The sequence below is a fragment of the Pedobacter miscanthi genome, assembly GCF_003315595.1.
GTDB lineage: Bacteria > Bacteroidota > Bacteroidia > Sphingobacteriales > Sphingobacteriaceae > Pedobacter > Pedobacter miscanthi.
The window spans coordinates 180609-197061 of the sequence record NZ_QNQU01000003.1 but is presented as its reverse complement, the minus strand read 5'-3'; the positions used below and the strand labels follow the sequence as shown (position 1 = coordinate 197061).

General features: G+C 37.5%; 14 protein-coding genes. 5 read left to right on the top strand and 9 right to left on the bottom strand.

The window, feature by feature from the left end; all coding sequences use genetic code 11:
* Positions 1-1488 carry a MoxR family ATPase gene (locus DRW42_RS04585; RefSeq protein WP_113947652.1) on the top strand — a complete coding sequence of 496 codons (1488 nt, stop codon included), beginning with the start codon at positions 1-3 and terminating at the stop codon, positions 1486-1488.
* A 94-nt stretch (positions 1489-1582) separates the two neighbouring features.
* The gene (locus DRW42_RS04580; protein ID WP_113947651.1) at positions 1583-2851 is read left to right on the top strand and encodes a metallophosphoesterase; all 1269 of its coding nucleotides are present in this window, start codon (positions 1583-1585) and stop codon (positions 2849-2851) included.
* Positions 2852-2963: 112 nt separating this feature from the next.
* On the opposite strand, the gene DRW42_RS04575 is transcribed toward DRW42_RS04580, so the two are convergent.
* The 3 genes from DRW42_RS04575 to DRW42_RS04565 form a co-directional block, all read right to left on the bottom strand.
* Positions 2964-3653 (bottom strand): response regulator transcription factor, encoded by a 690-nt coding sequence (locus tag DRW42_RS04575; RefSeq protein WP_025143982.1) that lies wholly within the window; start codon positions 3651-3653, stop codon positions 2964-2966.
* A 213-nt stretch (positions 3654-3866) separates the two neighbouring features.
* Positions 3867-5540: a sensor histidine kinase gene (locus tag DRW42_RS04570; protein WP_113947650.1), complete on the bottom strand. Its 1674-nt coding sequence runs from the start codon at positions 5538-5540 to the stop codon at positions 3867-3869.
* A gap of 2 nt (positions 5541-5542) precedes the next feature.
* Complete coding sequence (locus DRW42_RS04565) at positions 5543-7426, bottom strand: S9 family peptidase (RefSeq protein ID WP_113947649.1); 1884 nt, start codon at positions 7424-7426, stop codon at positions 5543-5545.
* A 228-nt stretch (positions 7427-7654) separates the two neighbouring features.
* Here DRW42_RS04565 and DRW42_RS04560 point away from each other — a divergent pair, with 228 nt between their 5' ends.
* On the top strand, positions 7655-9478 hold the full coding sequence (locus tag DRW42_RS04560) for a tetratricopeptide repeat protein (protein ID WP_113947648.1): 1824 nt from the start codon (positions 7655-7657) through the stop codon (positions 9476-9478).
* 155 nt (positions 9479-9633) lie between these two features.
* On the opposite strand, the gene DRW42_RS04555 is transcribed toward DRW42_RS04560, so the two are convergent.
* Both DRW42_RS04555 and DRW42_RS04550 read right to left on the bottom strand, forming a co-directional pair.
* Entirely contained in the window at positions 9634-10248 is a 615-nt protein-coding gene (locus tag DRW42_RS04555; RefSeq protein ID WP_113947647.1) for a hypothetical protein, read from the bottom strand.
* Between the two features lie 183 nt (positions 10249-10431).
* Positions 10432-10695: a hypothetical protein gene (locus DRW42_RS04550; protein WP_113947646.1), complete on the bottom strand. Its 264-nt coding sequence runs from the start codon at positions 10693-10695 to the stop codon at positions 10432-10434.
* Positions 10696-10801: 106 nt separating this feature from the next.
* On the opposite strand from DRW42_RS04550, the gene DRW42_RS04545 reads away from it, so the two are divergent.
* Complete coding sequence (locus DRW42_RS04545; RefSeq protein ID WP_113947645.1) at positions 10802-11104, top strand: DUF4286 family protein; 303 nt, start codon at positions 10802-10804, stop codon at positions 11102-11104.
* A gap of 112 nt (positions 11105-11216) precedes the next feature.
* On the opposite strand, the gene DRW42_RS04540 is transcribed toward DRW42_RS04545, so the two are convergent.
* Positions 11217-11543 (bottom strand): nucleotide pyrophosphohydrolase, encoded by a 327-nt coding sequence (locus DRW42_RS04540; RefSeq protein WP_113947644.1) that lies wholly within the window; start codon positions 11541-11543, stop codon positions 11217-11219.
* Between the two features lie 108 nt (positions 11544-11651).
* On the opposite strand from DRW42_RS04540, the gene DRW42_RS04535 reads away from it, so the two are divergent.
* Positions 11652-13061, top strand: coding sequence for a hypothetical protein (locus DRW42_RS04535; RefSeq protein WP_113947643.1), 1410 nt, complete (start codon positions 11652-11654; stop codon positions 13059-13061).
* Between the two features lie 14 nt (positions 13062-13075).
* On the opposite strand, the gene DRW42_RS04530 is transcribed toward DRW42_RS04535, so the two are convergent.
* From DRW42_RS04530 to DRW42_RS04520, 3 genes are all read right to left on the bottom strand, one after another.
* The gene (locus DRW42_RS04530; protein WP_113947642.1) at positions 13076-13564 is read right to left on the bottom strand and encodes a hypothetical protein; all 489 of its coding nucleotides are present in this window, start codon (positions 13562-13564) and stop codon (positions 13076-13078) included.
* A 29-nt stretch (positions 13565-13593) separates the two neighbouring features.
* The gene (locus tag DRW42_RS04525) at positions 13594-14781 is read right to left on the bottom strand and encodes a hypothetical protein (protein ID WP_113947641.1); all 1188 of its coding nucleotides are present in this window, start codon (positions 14779-14781) and stop codon (positions 13594-13596) included.
* Positions 14782-14894: 113 nt separating this feature from the next.
* Positions 14895-16436 carry a glycosyltransferase family 39 protein gene (locus DRW42_RS04520; protein WP_113947640.1) on the bottom strand — a complete coding sequence of 514 codons (1542 nt, stop codon included), beginning with the start codon at positions 16434-16436 and terminating at the stop codon, positions 14895-14897.
* Positions 16437-16453: the final 17 nt, after the last annotated feature.

Sequence of the window (16453 nt, the reverse complement as noted above, 5' to 3'; positions counted from 1 at the left end):
ATGCAAAATACAACATTAGGCCAGTTAAAGGCTACAAATTATACACCAAGAAGCGTTAAGCAGGAACTCAGGGAAAATTTGATTAAAGTTCTCCGCGACAAAAAAACCGAATTTGAAGGCATTATCGGTTATGATGAAACGGTTATCCCCGAATTACAGACCGCAATTTTATCACGCCATAACATTTTACTGTTGGGTTTACGCGGACAGGCAAAAACACGTATTGCCCGTTTAATGGTAAACCTTTTAGACGAATATGTTCCTTATATTGCCGGAAGCGAAATTTTTGACGATCCATTGGATCCCATTTCGTGGTATGGCAAAAACGAAATCGCTACAAAAGGCGATGATACCGAAATTGCCTGGTTGCACCGCAGCGAAAGATATACCGAGAAACTGGCCACGCCAGATGTTACGGTAGCTGATTTAATCGGAGATGTTGACCCCATAAAAGCGGCTACGTTAAAATTAACCTACAATGACGAACGTGTAATCCACTTTGGTTTAATTCCGCGTGCACATCGCAGTATTTTTGTAATTAACGAGCTACCCGATTTACAGGCACGTATACAGGTGGCCTTGTTTAACATGTTGCAGGAAAAAGATATCCAGATTCGTGGTTTCAAATTACGTTTACCATTGGATATCCAGTTTGTTTTTACGGCAAACCCTGAAGATTATACCAACCGCGGAAGTATTGTTACGCCACTAAAAGACAGGATTGAAAGTCAGATTCTGACCCACTATCCAAAAAGCATCGAAATTTCGCGTAAAATTACTTTCCAGGAAGCGAAACTTACCCCAGAACAAAAAAGCAACATTGAAGCCGATGGTTTAGTGAAAGATCTGGTAGAACAGATTGCCTTTGAGGCCCGTAAAAGTGAATATATCGATCAAAAATCGGGTGTTTCGGCCAGGTTAACCATTTCTGCCTACGAAAACCTGATCAGCACGGCCGAAAGAAGGATGTTGATTGCTGGCGAGAAAAATACGTTCGTACGTTTATCTGATCTTGCCGGAATTGTTCCGGCCATAACCGGTAAAATAGAACTGGTTTACGAAGGTGAGCTGGAAGGTCCGGCACATGTTGCAACCACATTGATCGGTAAAGCCGTAAAAACTTTGTTTGCGCGGTACTTCCCAGATCCTGAAAAGGCTAAAAAAAGCAAAACTGCCAATCCTTATACCGAAATAACCGAGTGGTTTACCGAAGGCAACAACGTTGATGTTACCGATACTTTAAGCAATTCGCAGTATAAAAAAGCATTGATGCTGGTACCGGGACTTTATGATCTCGTAAAGAAATTCCATCCAAAACTGAGTGAAAACCAAACTTTGCTGTTAATGGAATTTGTATTACATGGCTTAGCTGAGTACTCGCAATTGAGCAAAAACTTTTTAAACGGTGGCTTCGGCTTTTCTGATATGTTTGGCAGCTTATTTAATGCCGAATTTGACGAAGAAGAGGACGAAGACGACTTCAGATAATTATTTTTAGACAATTTTACTAGCTTTGACAATATTCTATTTAAATGAATAGCATATTGTCGAAGCTTTTTTAATATCAACCATCCTGCTTAACATGGGAAGATTACCTTTTATTATTGTCGCCTGCATTTTCATTATTGCATTTGATATTTACTGTTATAAAGCCATTGTTTCTGTTTTTAAAAAATGGAAACCGGGTACAAAAAAAGCATTTGGCATTGCTTACTGGACTTACAGCGCGCTATTAATTATAGGCGTTTTCTGTGGCATTTACCTTAATCTTTTCCTCACGTTAAGGGCAATTATCTTAGTGGCTTTCTTTTTAACGGTAGCCTGTAAACTGGCCATGTTGCCCTTTCTGGTACTGGACGATCTACGCAGATTGTTCATCCACATTTTCAGGAAAAATAAAACGGTTCAACTTTCTAATAATTCTGTACAACAAGAAACAGCGGCAATTCCAGGAGAGCCAATCACACGTTCAGCGTTTTTGGTAAAAGCCGGATTGGTGGCAGCTGCTGTGCCTCTAACCTCGTTAAGCTGGGGCATTATTTCTGGTGCTTACGATTATCAGGTGCGAAGGGTAAATTTAATCCTTCCTAACCTGCCAAAAGCTTTTGATGGCATTACCATGGGGCAAATTTCGGATATCCACTCAGGCAGTTTTTACAACAAAACAGCAGTAAAAGGCGGTGTAGAAATGTTGTTGGGTGAAAAGCCGGATTTTATCTTTTTTACAGGTGATTTAGTAAATAATCTCACGAACGAAGTAAGGGATTATCAGGATATATTTTCGAAGGTAAAAGCACCGCTAGGTGTATTTTCGTCACTCGGAAACCACGATTATGGTGATTATTATTTCGGCAAGGAATCTTCTCCGGCCAAAGTAAAAAACCTGAAAGATATGGTTGATGTGCATAAAATTATGGGTTACGACCTGTTAATGAACGAAAACCGCAGGTTAAAGGTAGACGGAGAGGAAATCGGGATTTTAGGCATCGAAAACTGGGGTATGGGCCGTTTCCCTAAATATGGAAAAATGGAACTTGCTGTTCAAAATACAGATGATTTACCGGTTAAACTTTTATTAAGTCACGATCCTTCACACTGGCGCGGAGAGGTTTTACAAAAATATCCGCAGATAGATGCCATGTTCAGTGGCCATACGCACGGAATGCAGTTTGGCGTTCGCCTAAAAGAATATCAATGGAGCCCTGTGCAATATATCTACAAAGAATGGGCAGGTTTATACCAGGAGCAAAAACAACAGCTTTATGTAAATGTTGGCTATGGATTTTTAGGCTATCCGGGCAGGGTTGGCATTTTACCGGAGATTACGATTTTTACGTTGAAAAGAGCGTAGGCTAAAATGAATGAATTTAAAATGAATGAATTATTGATTTATTGAATGAGAGAATGGGCATTATCCCTAAAAACATTCTCTCATTCACTCATTCTTTCATTCAATCATTAGCCTATCCCGCGTTAAAGCGATAGCCTACTCCCCTAACAGTCTGTAACAACTGCGGATTATCAGGATTCAGTTCTATCTTTTTACGCAAGCGCACAATGTGCATATCGAGTGTACGGGTGTTTACATCAGAGTTATAACCCCAAACCACCAGCATCAATTCGTCACGGTTGATTACTTTGCCCGGATTACGCAGAAAATAAAGCAAAATACGGTTTTCTAATATCGTTAACTCAATTTTCTTTCCATCCCTGAATAACGTATGGATGTTCGGGTGATGTTCCATATTGCCAAAACGATGGATTTCGGCAGAATCTTTATTCACGATGAATTTAACCTTGCTCTCTAACATGGCCACTAAAACGTCCATATTAAAAGGCTTGGTAATATAATCAGATGCACCAAAGTTATAGGCATCGATTTTATCTACATCCTGTGCCTTGGCGGTCATCATAATCACCAGGTTTTCGAAACCTTGCTTACGCACATTTTCGCAAACTTCGGCACCTTGTTTACCCGGCATCATCCAGTCCAATAAAACAATATCGGGCTGATCGGCCAAAATCATTCTTTCGCCTGCCTCGCCATCATTTGCCTCAAGCACAGTATAACCCTCGGCTTTTAAACGGTGGGCCACAAGAAAGCGAAGATTTTCATCATCTTCTACGATTAATATTTTTACTTCTTTAGACATTATGTGTGTGTATTTACATGGTAATGTTGGAAAGTTGCAATGTTATTCAACAGCTTTACTATGATCCAACTTTTTTAATTGTTGCAATATTGAAATGTTTTGAGGTTTAACCTCTCAACGTGTAACATTTCAAGTTTCTATTTATTTTTTTAATGTTAAAATGTTTGAAGATTAAGTCTAACTTTTCAATCTTCCAACCTTTAACCTTCCAACCTAATTATTATATGGCAGTACGATCTTAAACTCCGTACCACTTCCTACTTTACTCTTTACGGTAATTTCTCCATCCATAAAGTTAACCAGTTCTTTGCAGAATGCCAAACCCAGGCCTACACTGCCCATTTGGTTATATTCATTCTGTATCCTGAAAAACTTCTTAAATATATTGTTTAATTCTGATGATGCGATACCAATACCTTTATCGGTAAAACGGAACACCAATACACCTTTGATAAGCTTGGCACTGATATGCAGTTTCTTCTGATCGGGCTTTGAATATTTGTAGGCATTCTCGGCCAGGTTATCGAACAAACTCCCCAATAACACCGGATCGGTAATAAAAGTTTTAAAACCGGCCACCTCGTAGGTAATTTTAAAATCAGGGTGTTTCAAGGTATGCGATTCGATGGTGCTTTCGATAAAATCCACAATATTAACTTCCTCCTGGTTTAATTTAATCGCTTTGTTTTCGATCTGCGTAAAGGCCAGCAGTTTGTTCATTAAACCATTTAATTTATCGGCTTCTTCATCCAATATTTTACCATAAAGCTGCTGTTCCCTCGCGCTTAACGATGGAGCACTTTTAATGTTGTTCCCGGCAATTTTAATCACACTTACAGGCGTTTTAAACTCGTGTGTAAGGTTGTTTACGAAATCGTACTGCAGCTTAAACATTTTGCTGTTGATGTTCAGGTTACGGTAAATTAAAAAGGCCACCAGCAACAATACGCCGTATACCAATAAGAGCAATAGGGCAATGGGCATAAAGTAGATAAAAATCTCCTTTTTGATATAAGATTTAGATGAAACGAGGTATAATTTAAAATCAGAAAATGCACCCGGAAGCGCAATTTCTGTGGTAATGTTTTCATCAGAGGTATCAATCGGATCATAAGTTAATGGTTCGATCCTGATGGTTTGATACAATAATGGCCGGGTATTAACGATTTTTATCTGATTGGCATCGAGCTTAAAAACCAGTACATCCTGCTGGTAAACAGGCGACGGGCTAAGCTTCCGCCTTATCATGTCTTTATAAGTCCTTAAATCATCACGACTTGGAATATTAAGGTAAGTAATTTTATTTTCGTTGGAATTTACAATTGAAAAATTAGTAAACAATTCTTCCTGCTTAGGAACAGATACAGTATCCAAATCTTCTACAAAAGTAGCCAGTTTAATGGCAATGGCATTAAAATCGCTCCCTACATTAAAAGAGCGCGTATCGTCTTCCGAATAGAGTTTTACCGAATCGGGTTTTACCCCTTTTCCGAACTGATAAATTGATTTTGGACCAATCCCCAGGTGGTTTGCATTAATACCATCTTTAACCGGCACATTTTTGACCTCCGTATCGTAAAAAGTAACTTTTGAGATAAAAGGATATTTCAGCATTACCGTATCCACAAACTTAGCGGCTGTAGATGAATCCAGAAAGCCGTTATAATAAGAAACTTCGGGCATTTTGTTCTGAAAAAAATCATTATATGGCTTAATACTCTGTTCGAGCACATTTACCTTCTCCGAAACAAAATCATTCTCGATCGATTTTTTACTGTAATTAAACGCTAAGAAAAGCGAAAGGATAAAAAGAATGGAAATGAGTACAATAAAAGTTATACCAAGTGAGGAATTTTTACGGTAACTGCTTTTTTTATCTAAGGCCATACCTATTTCTTACCTAGATTATCCTGCAAAAATTCTTCAAGGGCTTTGTACAGCGCCGTTCTGCTCTGTTGGCGCACCACAGGATCGGGCCCTTCTTCTTTTTCGATATAGGTAACCTGAACGTTGCGCTTTTTAAGCTCTTTAATAAACTGTACACCCTCTGCTACGTTTACACTTGGATCTTTAGGGTTTTGGGCTATAAAAATAGGTGCCTTAAACCTGTCGGCATGGAATACAGGTGATGCAAAGCGCATGTAATCGGTTTCGGTTATCGGATTGCCTACAATTTCGTAATACATCTGCAGTTTTGCCTTTAAAAAGGGTGGAAAGGTTTTCAGGTAACTAAACAGGTTAATTACACCCGAATTTGATCCGCCACATTTATAAAGATCGGGATTTTTATACAAACAATTTAAGGCAATATAACCGCCAAAACCATTACCATAAATGGCAATTTTTTTAGGGTTGGCAATTTTTTTGGCAATTAACCATTTTACGCCATCATTAACATCTTCCTGTATCTTATCGCTCCATTGTTTAAAACCAGCAGCATAAAATGATTTTCCATATCCGGTAGACCCACGATAATTTACCTGTAAAACGGCATAACCACGGTTAGCGAGAAACTGTACCTCTGCATTATAGCCCCAGCTGTTTCTCGATTTTGGTCCGTTGTGCGGAAATACGACTACAGGCAGGTTGACAGCTTTTTTATTTTTAGGCAGCGTTAAATAACCATTAATGGTTAAACTATCGCGGCTTTTAAAGCTAATGGGTTTCATGGCGCACATATCCTCCGGTTTTATCGAAGGACTTACATCAGTAAGTTTTTTTAGTCTGTTATCACCTGCGGTATATAGATAATAAGAACCAGGGTTTTTATCCGTGAAAGTACGTATTACAAACACTTTATCGGTTTTATCCTTATCCATAATTACCCACTCGGTGCCCGGCAAAAACTGATCTATCCTCGAGTAAGCCGTTTTCGTGCTGTCGTCAAGATAATATTTTTCCCTTTTCCAGGTTTCGCAGGTTGCAAAAAGCATTTTTTTGCGGAAACGCGAATAGGTTGCATCAACTACGTTCAGTGTATCGTTTGCAAAAAGAGCTTTTTTTTCCTTACCAGTTTTTAAATCAAGTGCTACCAGCGCATTTTTATCGCGGTTAATACCTGAAATGGCGTAAAGTACGTTTGGCTCACTTTCTGAAAAGGCAATGGGCTGTAGCGTAGTCTCAAAGTTATTGGTGATGACCGGGGCAAAAGCCTGGTTTTCATTCTCACGATACATTAAGGTTTCGTTTACCCCATCGCTGGCAACGGCAATTTTAAGCACCCCTTTACTATCTGTCATCCACTTGGTAACATTGCCCGGGTTTTTAGCTGCAATTTCCATTGCGCCGTTGCGTACATTTAGGCGATATACATCAAACAGTGTCGAATCGCGTTTATTGGAAGCTACAACAATGTATTTATCATCAATCAGCTGATCTTCAATTACCCTCAGCCTGCTTTTCTCGTTAGCACTTAACTGTACCTGTTTACTTCCATCCTTATTAATAACGAATATATCTGACCTGCGTTCTTTCGATCCGTCTTCGGTGTAATAAATCAGTTCGTTATTGCTGGTCCAGAATTGGAAGCTGATATTTTTTCCGTTTAAATGTGTAAGCTGAAAGCTGTTACCTGTAGCCAGATCTTCTACAAAAAGATTGAGTTTTTTATCCTGAAGTTTTAAATAAGAAAGACTTTTCCCGTCCGGAGAGATTCGGTAATAAGCTTTATCCTGCGTTTTAAAAAAATCATCCACGGGAATAGTATTATTGTTTGAACCATTACAGGCCCAGATCAATACAACCATTAGCAATAGGGAAACTCTCTTCAGCATAAATAAATCCTTCACCGGATGACAAAAATAAGTAACATATCAACTTTACTGCGATTTACACCAACAATGTTACTTATGCAAATAATAATAAGTTGTGGTTCAATTTAGTATTTATAAAATTTACACAAAATAAAATACAGGTAACATTTAAAATACGTTTTATATGCCTGAGCGTTTTAGCTAAAGATGTATTAAAATGTTACATTTAAAACTTATAATTTAGGGTTTATGAACCGTTTGCTTTTCTTCATATTCTTATTGCTAACACTCGGGGCCGGCGCACAAACATTCCGTCCCAACCAGCAGGTTACGCCTGATGAAAGCACTCTGGCCATTCAGTATTACCAGGATGGAGATTATGAAAAAGCAGTTGTGCTGTTAGAAAAACTTTATGCCATCCCCAATAACGAAGCTTATTTCGATATTTACTTTAATACGCTGTTAAAATTAAAGCGTTACGATGTAGCCGAAAAAGTTGTTAAAAAGGAAATTAAAAAAAGTCCGCAGAGCGAGCTTTATCCTATAGCGCTGGGCAAGCTTTACCAGGAAAAAGGCGATGCACAGGCGGCCGGTAAAATCTTTAACGATGTAATAGCCAAACTCCCTAAAGAAGAATTTAAAATCCGTAACCTGGCCAATAGTTTTTACCGTTTCGAAAATTACGATTTTGCCGTTTTAACTTTTAAACAGGGAAGAAAACTGCTGGGCAACGATCAGGCATTTGTTTTCGAGCTGTTGAACATTTACCGTTTTAAAAAAGATAAGCCCATGCTAATGCAGGAATACCTGGATGCAATGGCAACTATGCCGCAGCTTTTGCCACAGGCGGAGGCGGTACTTTCTACCATTTTTGAAGATAAAAATGATTACCAGACTTTTCAGGCAGCTATTTTAAAGAAGATACAGAAAGAACCTGATGCCGAAATTTATATCCAGCTGCTAACCTGGAACTATATCCAGCAACAGGAATTTGACATGGCCCTTCGTCAGTTAATTGCCTTTGATAAACGCACCAAGGCTGATGGCGGAACTTTATTTAATGCCATTTACACTTTTGTAGATAATGGTGCTTACGAAACGGCAATTAAAGCTTATGAATACCTGCTCACCAAAGGGAAGGATAACCAATACTACCTGCAATCAAAGATTGAAATGCTGAATACCAAATATAACCTGCGTACAAACGGGAAATATGCGGTTGCCGACCTCGATCTTTTGGCGAAAGATTATGAAGCTTTATTGGAAGAAAATGGCAAAAACAGAAATACGCTTTTCGCGATTAAAAAACTGGCCAACCTGCAGGCTTATTACCTCAATCAGCCTGCTAAAGCAGAAAAAGAACTGGAAAACGCGATTAAAATGCCGGGAATCAACGATATGGAACTCGGCCAGCTGAAACTTGATTTAGGCGATATTTACATCTTAACCAACCAGCCCTGGGAAGCCTTTTTGGTTTACGAGCAGGTGAGCAAACAGTTTGAAGGCCAGCCGGTGGGAAACGAGGCCCGTTTCCGCAGCGCAAAGCTTTCTTTTTACCAAGGTAATTTCGAATACAGTAACGGGCAATGTTTGGTTTTAAAAGCAGCTACCTCGCAATTAATTGCTAATGATGCGCTAAACCTGAGTTTATTAATCAGCGATAACATCCAAACCCCTGCAGATAGTAATGCCTTAAAAATGTATGCTGATGCAGAAATGCTACTCTTCAGGAACCTGCCCGAAAAAGCGGTAAAAAAAATGGACAGCATTGCAGTTGCCTTTCCGCAGAACAGTTTGGCTGATGCCATTATGATGAGCAAAGCGAGGATTTTTATAAAACAGAACGATTTTCAGAAAGCAGCCGATATCCTTAAAAAAGTAACGGAAGAATTTAAAGACGGAATCTGGACGGATGATGCACTTTTTACTTTAGGCGACCTGTATGAAAAAAAACTGAATGACATTGCCCAGGCAAAAATTTATTTCCAGAAACTGATCACAGATTATCCCGGTAGCATGTTCAGTGCCGAAGCTAGAAAAAGGTTCAGGAATTTACGCGGAGACGGAGTTTGATTCGTTCATTAGTCATTATTTCATTGGTTTATTGGGAACTGCAAATTGTCAACTGAGAACTGCATTGTTGGTTAATCGGTTAACTGTATTGCTCTGATTGTTTTATTGTAATGATTGCTGCCGGCGAAGCGCCAATCGACAAACACCAAACCAGATTAAATATACTTCATAAACTGGTACGCAGCAGAAAGTACTAACGCTAAAATACCTATAATCAAAATTCTTTCGCCATGTGCCCGGTCTGCCGGAGCGTAATTAAATACATGTTCTCCGTTAGGCAATGTTCTTTTATGCGTTCGTAAATAAGCTCCGATAATAATGGCTATTAATCCGCCAACAACAGCCAAAATATAGCCCGCTACAATCAGCACCTTCGGACTTTCTTCAGGTTCAGCTAACGCTTCTAACCTTTTTTCTTTAAGTGTTTGGATTTGACTAACATTTACTTCTACACCACGCTCTTTTAATATTTTCTTTGACAGTAAAAAATCTAAACTGTTCCATTCATCCTGTTTTTCAATAATTTCTTTCAGTTCTTCGTCACTGAAATCAAAAATATAGTACCCCGGATCGATATCTGCTAAATCTTTCTCCGCCAGTTGCAGCAGCAAAGTGTCGGCCCGTTCAAAATCTGCAGGCTTCAACTTTATTCTAAAATCTTTATTGATTTCATTATTGGCAAACGAGACATCAAAATTTTCAGAAACATCTTCCAACCCGCAATATCCCATTTTCTCTGAATGTTTCGGCCAGTGCCAAAGCTGCTGCATTATCATTAAATCGCTGGAAGGTTACAAAATCAGGCATGTAGCAGATTAATTAGTTCATTTGTCATTGGTAACTGCAAATTGCTAACTGAGAACTGCATTCTTGGCTAATCGGTTAACGGTATATCCTTCGGCTACGCTCAGGGGGGTAATTGTGCCCAAACGCTTGTTGCCTAACGCTCAACGCTAAGCATCTAGTGCAATAATAGTCAGTGTTAATAATAGAATGAAACAGATACCGGCTAAAATCAGGATTCTTGCTCCGTGCTGCCGGTCGGTTAACGAATAAGAGAACACTTTTTCACCTGTAATCAGTGTTTTCCGCTTTTTCATTAAATCCCATCCAATTACCAAACCTAAAATACCACCGAAAATGGCAGTAAGGTAACCAGTGTAGATGTAATTGCGCGTAGAGTTATCTATTTTTTGAGAGGCGTTATTGCGTATCATGCTTAAAAAATGGGTGTTACAAATTTAGTTGAATAACACCACTTAAAAGAATAAAAAGCTTAATCCATACATTTTTTAACGTTTATATATTATTTACCTTTGCAGCATGTACTTATATAATGTTACGCTCATCCTCGAAGATGCAGCAGCCGAAGAATGGTTACAATGGATGCAGGATGTTCATATCCCTGAGGTAATGGCAACAGGTTTGTTTGTTTCTAACCGCTTATTAAAGGTGGTAGATTCGCCTAACGAAGGGGTAACTTATTGTGCACAATACGTTGTAGAAACACTCGAACAGTACAATAAATACCAGGAAGAATTTGCACCAGCTTTACAGGCTGTATTAAACGAAAGATACAAAAACCGTTTTGTGGCTTACAGGAGTTTGATGGAGTTTGTTGCTTAAAGTTAAAATGATTGAATTTTAAATGAGTAAAATCTGAATGAAGGAATTTTGAATGAGTGAATTGAATGGAAATAATAACATTCAATCACTCAATAATTCTTTCATTCAATAATTATCTTAACTTCTCGTTATCCTTGTGCCTGTTGGCATCGCGGATACTCTTTTTTTCGAGGTTTTTTTCCAGTGCATCGGTCAGGTTTATACCGGTTTGATTGGCCAAACAGATCAGCACAAACATAACATCTGCCATCTCATCGGCAAGGTTTACTTCTTCATCACTTTTTTTAAACGATTGCTCTCCATATTTACGGGCCATAATCCGCGCTACTTCTCCAACTTCTTCCATCAAAATGGCTGTATTGGTGAGTTCGTTAAAATAACGGATACCTGTAGTTTTAATCCAGCGATCTACTGTCTCCTGTGCTTCGTTAATGGTCATTTTCTTTAAAAAGTTATTTTGCTACCGCAAGATTTGATATATTAGCCATAATGTAATCATCATATCATTACAAACGCTACATCACAATACTAAATAAAAATTATCTAAATGACCTCTATTTTCAGTAATCAGCAGCAAAAAGCCATTAATTTTATTTGGGTATTGGGCATTATTATTGCCATTCTTCAGATTAGCAATTATTTTATAAACAACTACGGTCCTGAAACTCCATTTTACAATTATTTATGGGAAACACAGAACTGGTTTCTGGAAAGCCTGGTTTTTGCGTGGTATTTCTACAGGAATAAACTCATCACTAAAGGAATAATTATCCAAGTATTGTTTATGCCCTACTATATTTTTAAATCAGATTGGGCCGGTTTTTTAGATTATCATCTTGAAATCGAAAATAGCGAGCAGATTTATACCATTGTAAATTTTGCCACGTTTATAATTCCCCTTATTTTATTTACCATTTTTTATTACCGGGCCGAAATCAAACCTGCCGGGACATCGAAAATAAAAGCAATTATTACACAGTTTGTTTTCACATTCATTTTCAGCTATATCCTGTCATCTGATCCCGATTCGCTCTACAACTTCGTCGGCGGTATTGTGGGTACTTCGCTCTATCAGAAAGATATTGCAGTATGTGCAATTTTCTTGTTGATTGCTTTTAAAACTGTTTCTGTTTTAATTGCATTTTTTTACTTGTCAAACCGTATCTATAACTTAAAGGAACTGGTAAACCCGATAGATGTACAACCAATTTCTGCTCATTTCTTTAAATGGGGCTTTTTGATCAGTTATCCGATATTACTTTTATTGATCGTAGAAATGGGCGTTTCGGTTTTCACCATGTCTTTTTCCTCTTCGGGGCTCAAAATCCCGACAGTACTTAACGTAGTTTCGGGTTTAATTTTTCTTTTTATAACCGCGAGGTTCTTCGCCAACCTGATCCAGTTCCGGAATTATACGCTAAAAAATTATTTCGGGGTTATCAATGCTTTCTCGGTTCTACCTGTTCTAAATCTGGCGCCGTTTTTTCTGCTCATTTTCGCTAAAATAAACACGGCACCAATCAGTAATTATATCCAAAGCCTAAAACAGAAGCGTAACATCCATCTGGCTATTTATTGCGCTTTACTGGTGGTTTATTATGTTTATCAATATTTTTCGAAAGAAAAGGAAATACGGGATTTTTCGGTGTTTTACAAACTGATTGTTTTTGTAATTTCGATCATATTACTGGCCAGATTTAAACTAAGCACTAAAATTGTTCCTTTTTTAGCTGTAGCTGTTTTATATTTTTCGGAGATAAAAGACCTTTTTGATTTTACTGATGGCTTTTTATCATTCCTCAAAAACAAAATAATATCTTTTGTATGGCTGGGAACGCTTGCTACTTTTATACTATATTATGTTACCGATTATATCCTTCATAAATGTTTTTATACCGAATATTTTGAACAAAACGATGAGGATAAATTTAAAGCCTATATTGAAAGGTTTCAGTAAATAAAAATTTGCTGCTATTTTGTTTTCCTCAAGATGATCAACATATCGTTATTGAATAATCCATAGTCACCATTTACAAGTTTAAAATCAAAGTTGTATTTGCCATCGTGTGGAATGGTGATTTTTTTGTTCTCGATTTCAAACTGTTTTAAGGTATAATACTTTGTACTATCGCCGGCCGAGCTGCTTTGCGTATAAGATTCGGTAGTTTTTTCGGCATTGATCTTATGATTGCCTTCGTTTACCCTTAAAGTATCGAACACGATGTTTTGTCCGTTGCTTTCTACATTATATTTTATTTTAAACGCTGCCCCGCCCTCTTTATCACTTCTTTCGGCAATTTTAGACCATATCGTAATCACATCACCCTTTTTTAAATCAATGGGATTAGTACTGCCGATTTCACCTGCCGACAAAGGTATTTCGGCAACTTTTTCCCCTATCGGGTTGCATGATGCCAGGCTTAAAATAACCAAAGCGGCAAGTATATTTTTTTTAAACATGTGCATAGTGTTAAGGCGTTAAATGAATTCTATTTAATATCAAGGGTATAGTTTTTACTAAAATAGCTGAACATCTTAACATAGATATCGGTATCAGATGCGGGAACTTCGTCTGCAGTTTGAATAAAGAAACTTTTGTTTTTATAATTTATCGGACAAATGACGGTTACCCCGCTTTTAAAAATTTCACCGCTATATCTTTTTGACGAAAAATCGATCAGGTAAGATCCCTCCTGCTGTTTTACCTGGTAATCTGCCTCCCTGTTAATGCTATATATTTCACTGCCGAAATCGTAACCACTGATCTGGCTAACCTGATTGGTTTTTACGGCATCAACAAACTTATAAAAGTTTTGTTCTTTGGGTTTAGTGGCACGGTATAACGATACGAAAGTGTAATTTCCAGGGGTTCGTGGCGAAACTTTTTCATCCTCGCCTAAAAATATTTTAAGCTCTTTCTCCAGTTTTTTAAATACGCCATTTACTAATTCAGTTTCTATTACAGGGATATTTTTTACATAATCATCCCATGACTTAAATGGTATATTGGTATAACTGTGGTTGGTTAAATTTTTGGCTTGTTTAAGCAAATGTAAACAGAGATCTACTTTTTGCTTTTTAGGGTATTTTTTACTCCAGCTCATTTCCGATTTGTAAAAAATGTAGCTCTTATTTGCTTCGTCGTAATCAAAATGAATGGTGCAAAAACTATCGCCCTGATCGAAAACTAAACTATTATCGTCTTCAAAATAAACAAAGTTGATTTCTCCATAACTTTCCTTAATTTCCTTAATACTTACCTTTTTAGTGTCGTTTTCCTTAAATATCACAATGTATTCGTTGTACAATTCATCGTGGCGGGTAAAAGTATTGTTCAGGGTAACATATAAATAGGGCTCTGCTAGTTTAGTGAGATCAACATTGCCGATTTTACCAATCTTGGTCTCATCGTTGGGTTCTACTTTGCTAACCTCAAAATTTGCAGATTGTGGAATGGTTAAATTATAGATTTTATCTATTGTAACTGTTTTCAGGGGCAACTTCATTGCCATCACCTTTTGCAGCTGGGCATCAGAAACCGCTTCAATATTGTCGCTTTCAGCAGTTTCTTCTCCATCAGTTTTAACTATCCTTTTACAACTTGAAGCAAATAAACATAATAATGCAAAGTACAATAAACTGGTATTCTTTAAGTTGAGATTGTTAATTATGCCCATAATATTCTATTATCTAAATCAAATATATCATTTAACCGATCAATCTCTCTTATTTTTTGGTATCAATCAAAAATGTTAACTAATATATCCGTTCAGAAAATAAACAGCCGAGTTTAATAATCGTTTTTCTCTTCTTCAATTTCCGACTTGATGATCTCCGTTACTTCGGGTTTTGCTTCTTCAAGTAAAAATACGCCTGCTCCCCTTTCTCTCGCATAGGATGTTGTTATTTCCCCGATTTTAGTTATCCTGCCAAAATAGGGCTGCTCCCGCTTGCGTAACGGGTCTTCATCTTTCCATTCGGTAATCATTATTAACACTTTGATCGGTTTGTCGATTTTAAACCAATACAAATAATCGGCATTGTACGATACGGCATTTATATTTTTGTATTTCGAATAATAGTTAATCGCACCAGCTTGTCCGTAATTATCGGCACGTATCACTAGTCCCGATTTATCTTTAACCTTTGCGTATGCGGAATCAACAAGTGCAGCCAGTTCTTTCCAGCCCTGCATATCTGCATAATCCTGAGGTAACTCATGATTTTTGCCATCTTCCCAGCGTAAGGCACCCACCCGCTCGAACCTTTTATGATGGGCAACAATTTGCGCTGGACTGTAAACCGGCATTAAAAGTGGCAGCAGATAAATAAACGAACCTATATTAAAAACGAACAATAATCCGGTTAATACATACTTCTTTGATAAAACCCTGCCCAAATAAGCAGCTCCGAAAGCAAGCAAAACCGGGTATAAACCTAAAGCATAATAATCTTTCGCCTTGAAATAGCTAAATACAATGAGGGTAATGATGTAGGTAATAATAATCCAGCTGTGTTTGCGGAAATCTTTATAAAAAACCAAACTTCCAATTCCTGCTAAGAGAATAAAAATAGAACTGATAAAAAACAGGAACTGGCCGATAAAAAAATCAATCCTATTTACATGCACCAATTGTGTTGCCTGTAAAATTTTCATGTGTGTAAGCACCGGAAAATGATTGTTGATCTGCCAGATTACATTCGGTGAAATAATTAAAAGCGCCAATAAAACAGCAAAATAAAGATGTTTATTGGCAAATACTCTTCTGTTTGAGGTAATAAGTATAGCAGGTAATAAACCAATGATAAGAAAAAGGACATTATATTTATTTAAAAACCCTAATGCCACAAAAATGGCAAATGCATAAAGGTATTTCGCCTCATTTTTATCAAAATACTTTAAAAGATAATAAAATATAGCTGTCCACGCTAAAACATCAAATGAATTGGGTTGATAAAGCGTATTTAACCTAAGCAGAGAGGAACATAAACAGGCCACGGCAACCAAACACTTGGCCAACAGGTTTCCTTTTAAAAAACCGACTATTTTCCAACAGTACCATATCGTTACCGCGCCCATTAAAGCAGGAACAAGCTTTACCACAAAAACGCTATTGCCACAGGCTTTAATAAGCCATGAAAACAATGAAGTTAAAGGCGGAACAGAAGTAAAACCGGCGGCTAAATGACTGGCCTGATCTAAATGCAGAAATTCATCACGATGTAATTCATAAACTGAATTAACCAATACAAAAGATAAAACTAATTTTAAAACCAGGAAAAATATCAGAAAACTGTACTCCGTTAACCTGTTCGGGATTTTATCATTCATATTAGTTTAGTGCAAAA

What these genes read in the sequence shown, in the direction of transcription:
- DRW42_RS04520 (WP_113947640.1), bottom strand. Translation starts at nt 16,436, where the DNA reads ATGAATGATAAAATCCCGAACAGGTTAACGGAGTACAGTTTTCTGATA.
- DRW42_RS04545 (WP_113947645.1), top strand. Translation starts at nt 10,802, where the DNA reads ATGTACTTATATAATGTTACGCTCATCCTCGAAGATGCAGCAGCCGAA.
- DRW42_RS04555 (WP_113947647.1), bottom strand. Translation starts at nt 10,248, where the DNA reads ATGCAGCAGCTTTGGCACTGGCCGAAACATTCAGAGAAAATGGGATAT.
- DRW42_RS04530 (WP_113947642.1), bottom strand. Translation starts at nt 13,564, where the DNA reads ATGTTTAAAAAAAATATACTTGCCGCTTTGGTTATTTTAAGCCTGGCA.
- DRW42_RS04550 (WP_113947646.1), bottom strand. Translation starts at nt 10,695, where the DNA reads ATGATACGCAATAACGCCTCTCAAAAAATAGATAACTCTACGCGCAAT.
- DRW42_RS04575 (WP_025143982.1), bottom strand. Translation starts at nt 3,653, where the DNA reads ATGTCTAAAGAAGTAAAAATATTAATCGTAGAAGATGATGAAAATCTT.
- DRW42_RS04525 (WP_113947641.1), bottom strand. Translation starts at nt 14,781, where the DNA reads ATGGGCATAATTAACAATCTCAACTTAAAGAATACCAGTTTATTGTAC.
- DRW42_RS04570 (WP_113947650.1), bottom strand. Translation starts at nt 5,540, where the DNA reads ATGGCCTTAGATAAAAAAAGCAGTTACCGTAAAAATTCCTCACTTGGT.
- DRW42_RS04535 (WP_113947643.1), top strand. Translation starts at nt 11,652, where the DNA reads ATGACCTCTATTTTCAGTAATCAGCAGCAAAAAGCCATTAATTTTATT.
- DRW42_RS04585 (WP_113947652.1), top strand. Translation starts at nt 1, where the DNA reads ATGCAAAATACAACATTAGGCCAGTTAAAGGCTACAAATTATACACCA.
- DRW42_RS04580 (WP_113947651.1), top strand. Translation starts at nt 1,583, where the DNA reads ATGGGAAGATTACCTTTTATTATTGTCGCCTGCATTTTCATTATTGCA.
- DRW42_RS04565 (WP_113947649.1), bottom strand. Translation starts at nt 7,426, where the DNA reads ATGCTGAAGAGAGTTTCCCTATTGCTAATGGTTGTATTGATCTGGGCC.
- DRW42_RS04560 (WP_113947648.1), top strand. Translation starts at nt 7,655, where the DNA reads ATGAACCGTTTGCTTTTCTTCATATTCTTATTGCTAACACTCGGGGCC.
- DRW42_RS04540 (WP_113947644.1), bottom strand. Translation starts at nt 11,543, where the DNA reads ATGACCATTAACGAAGCACAGGAGACAGTAGATCGCTGGATTAAAACT.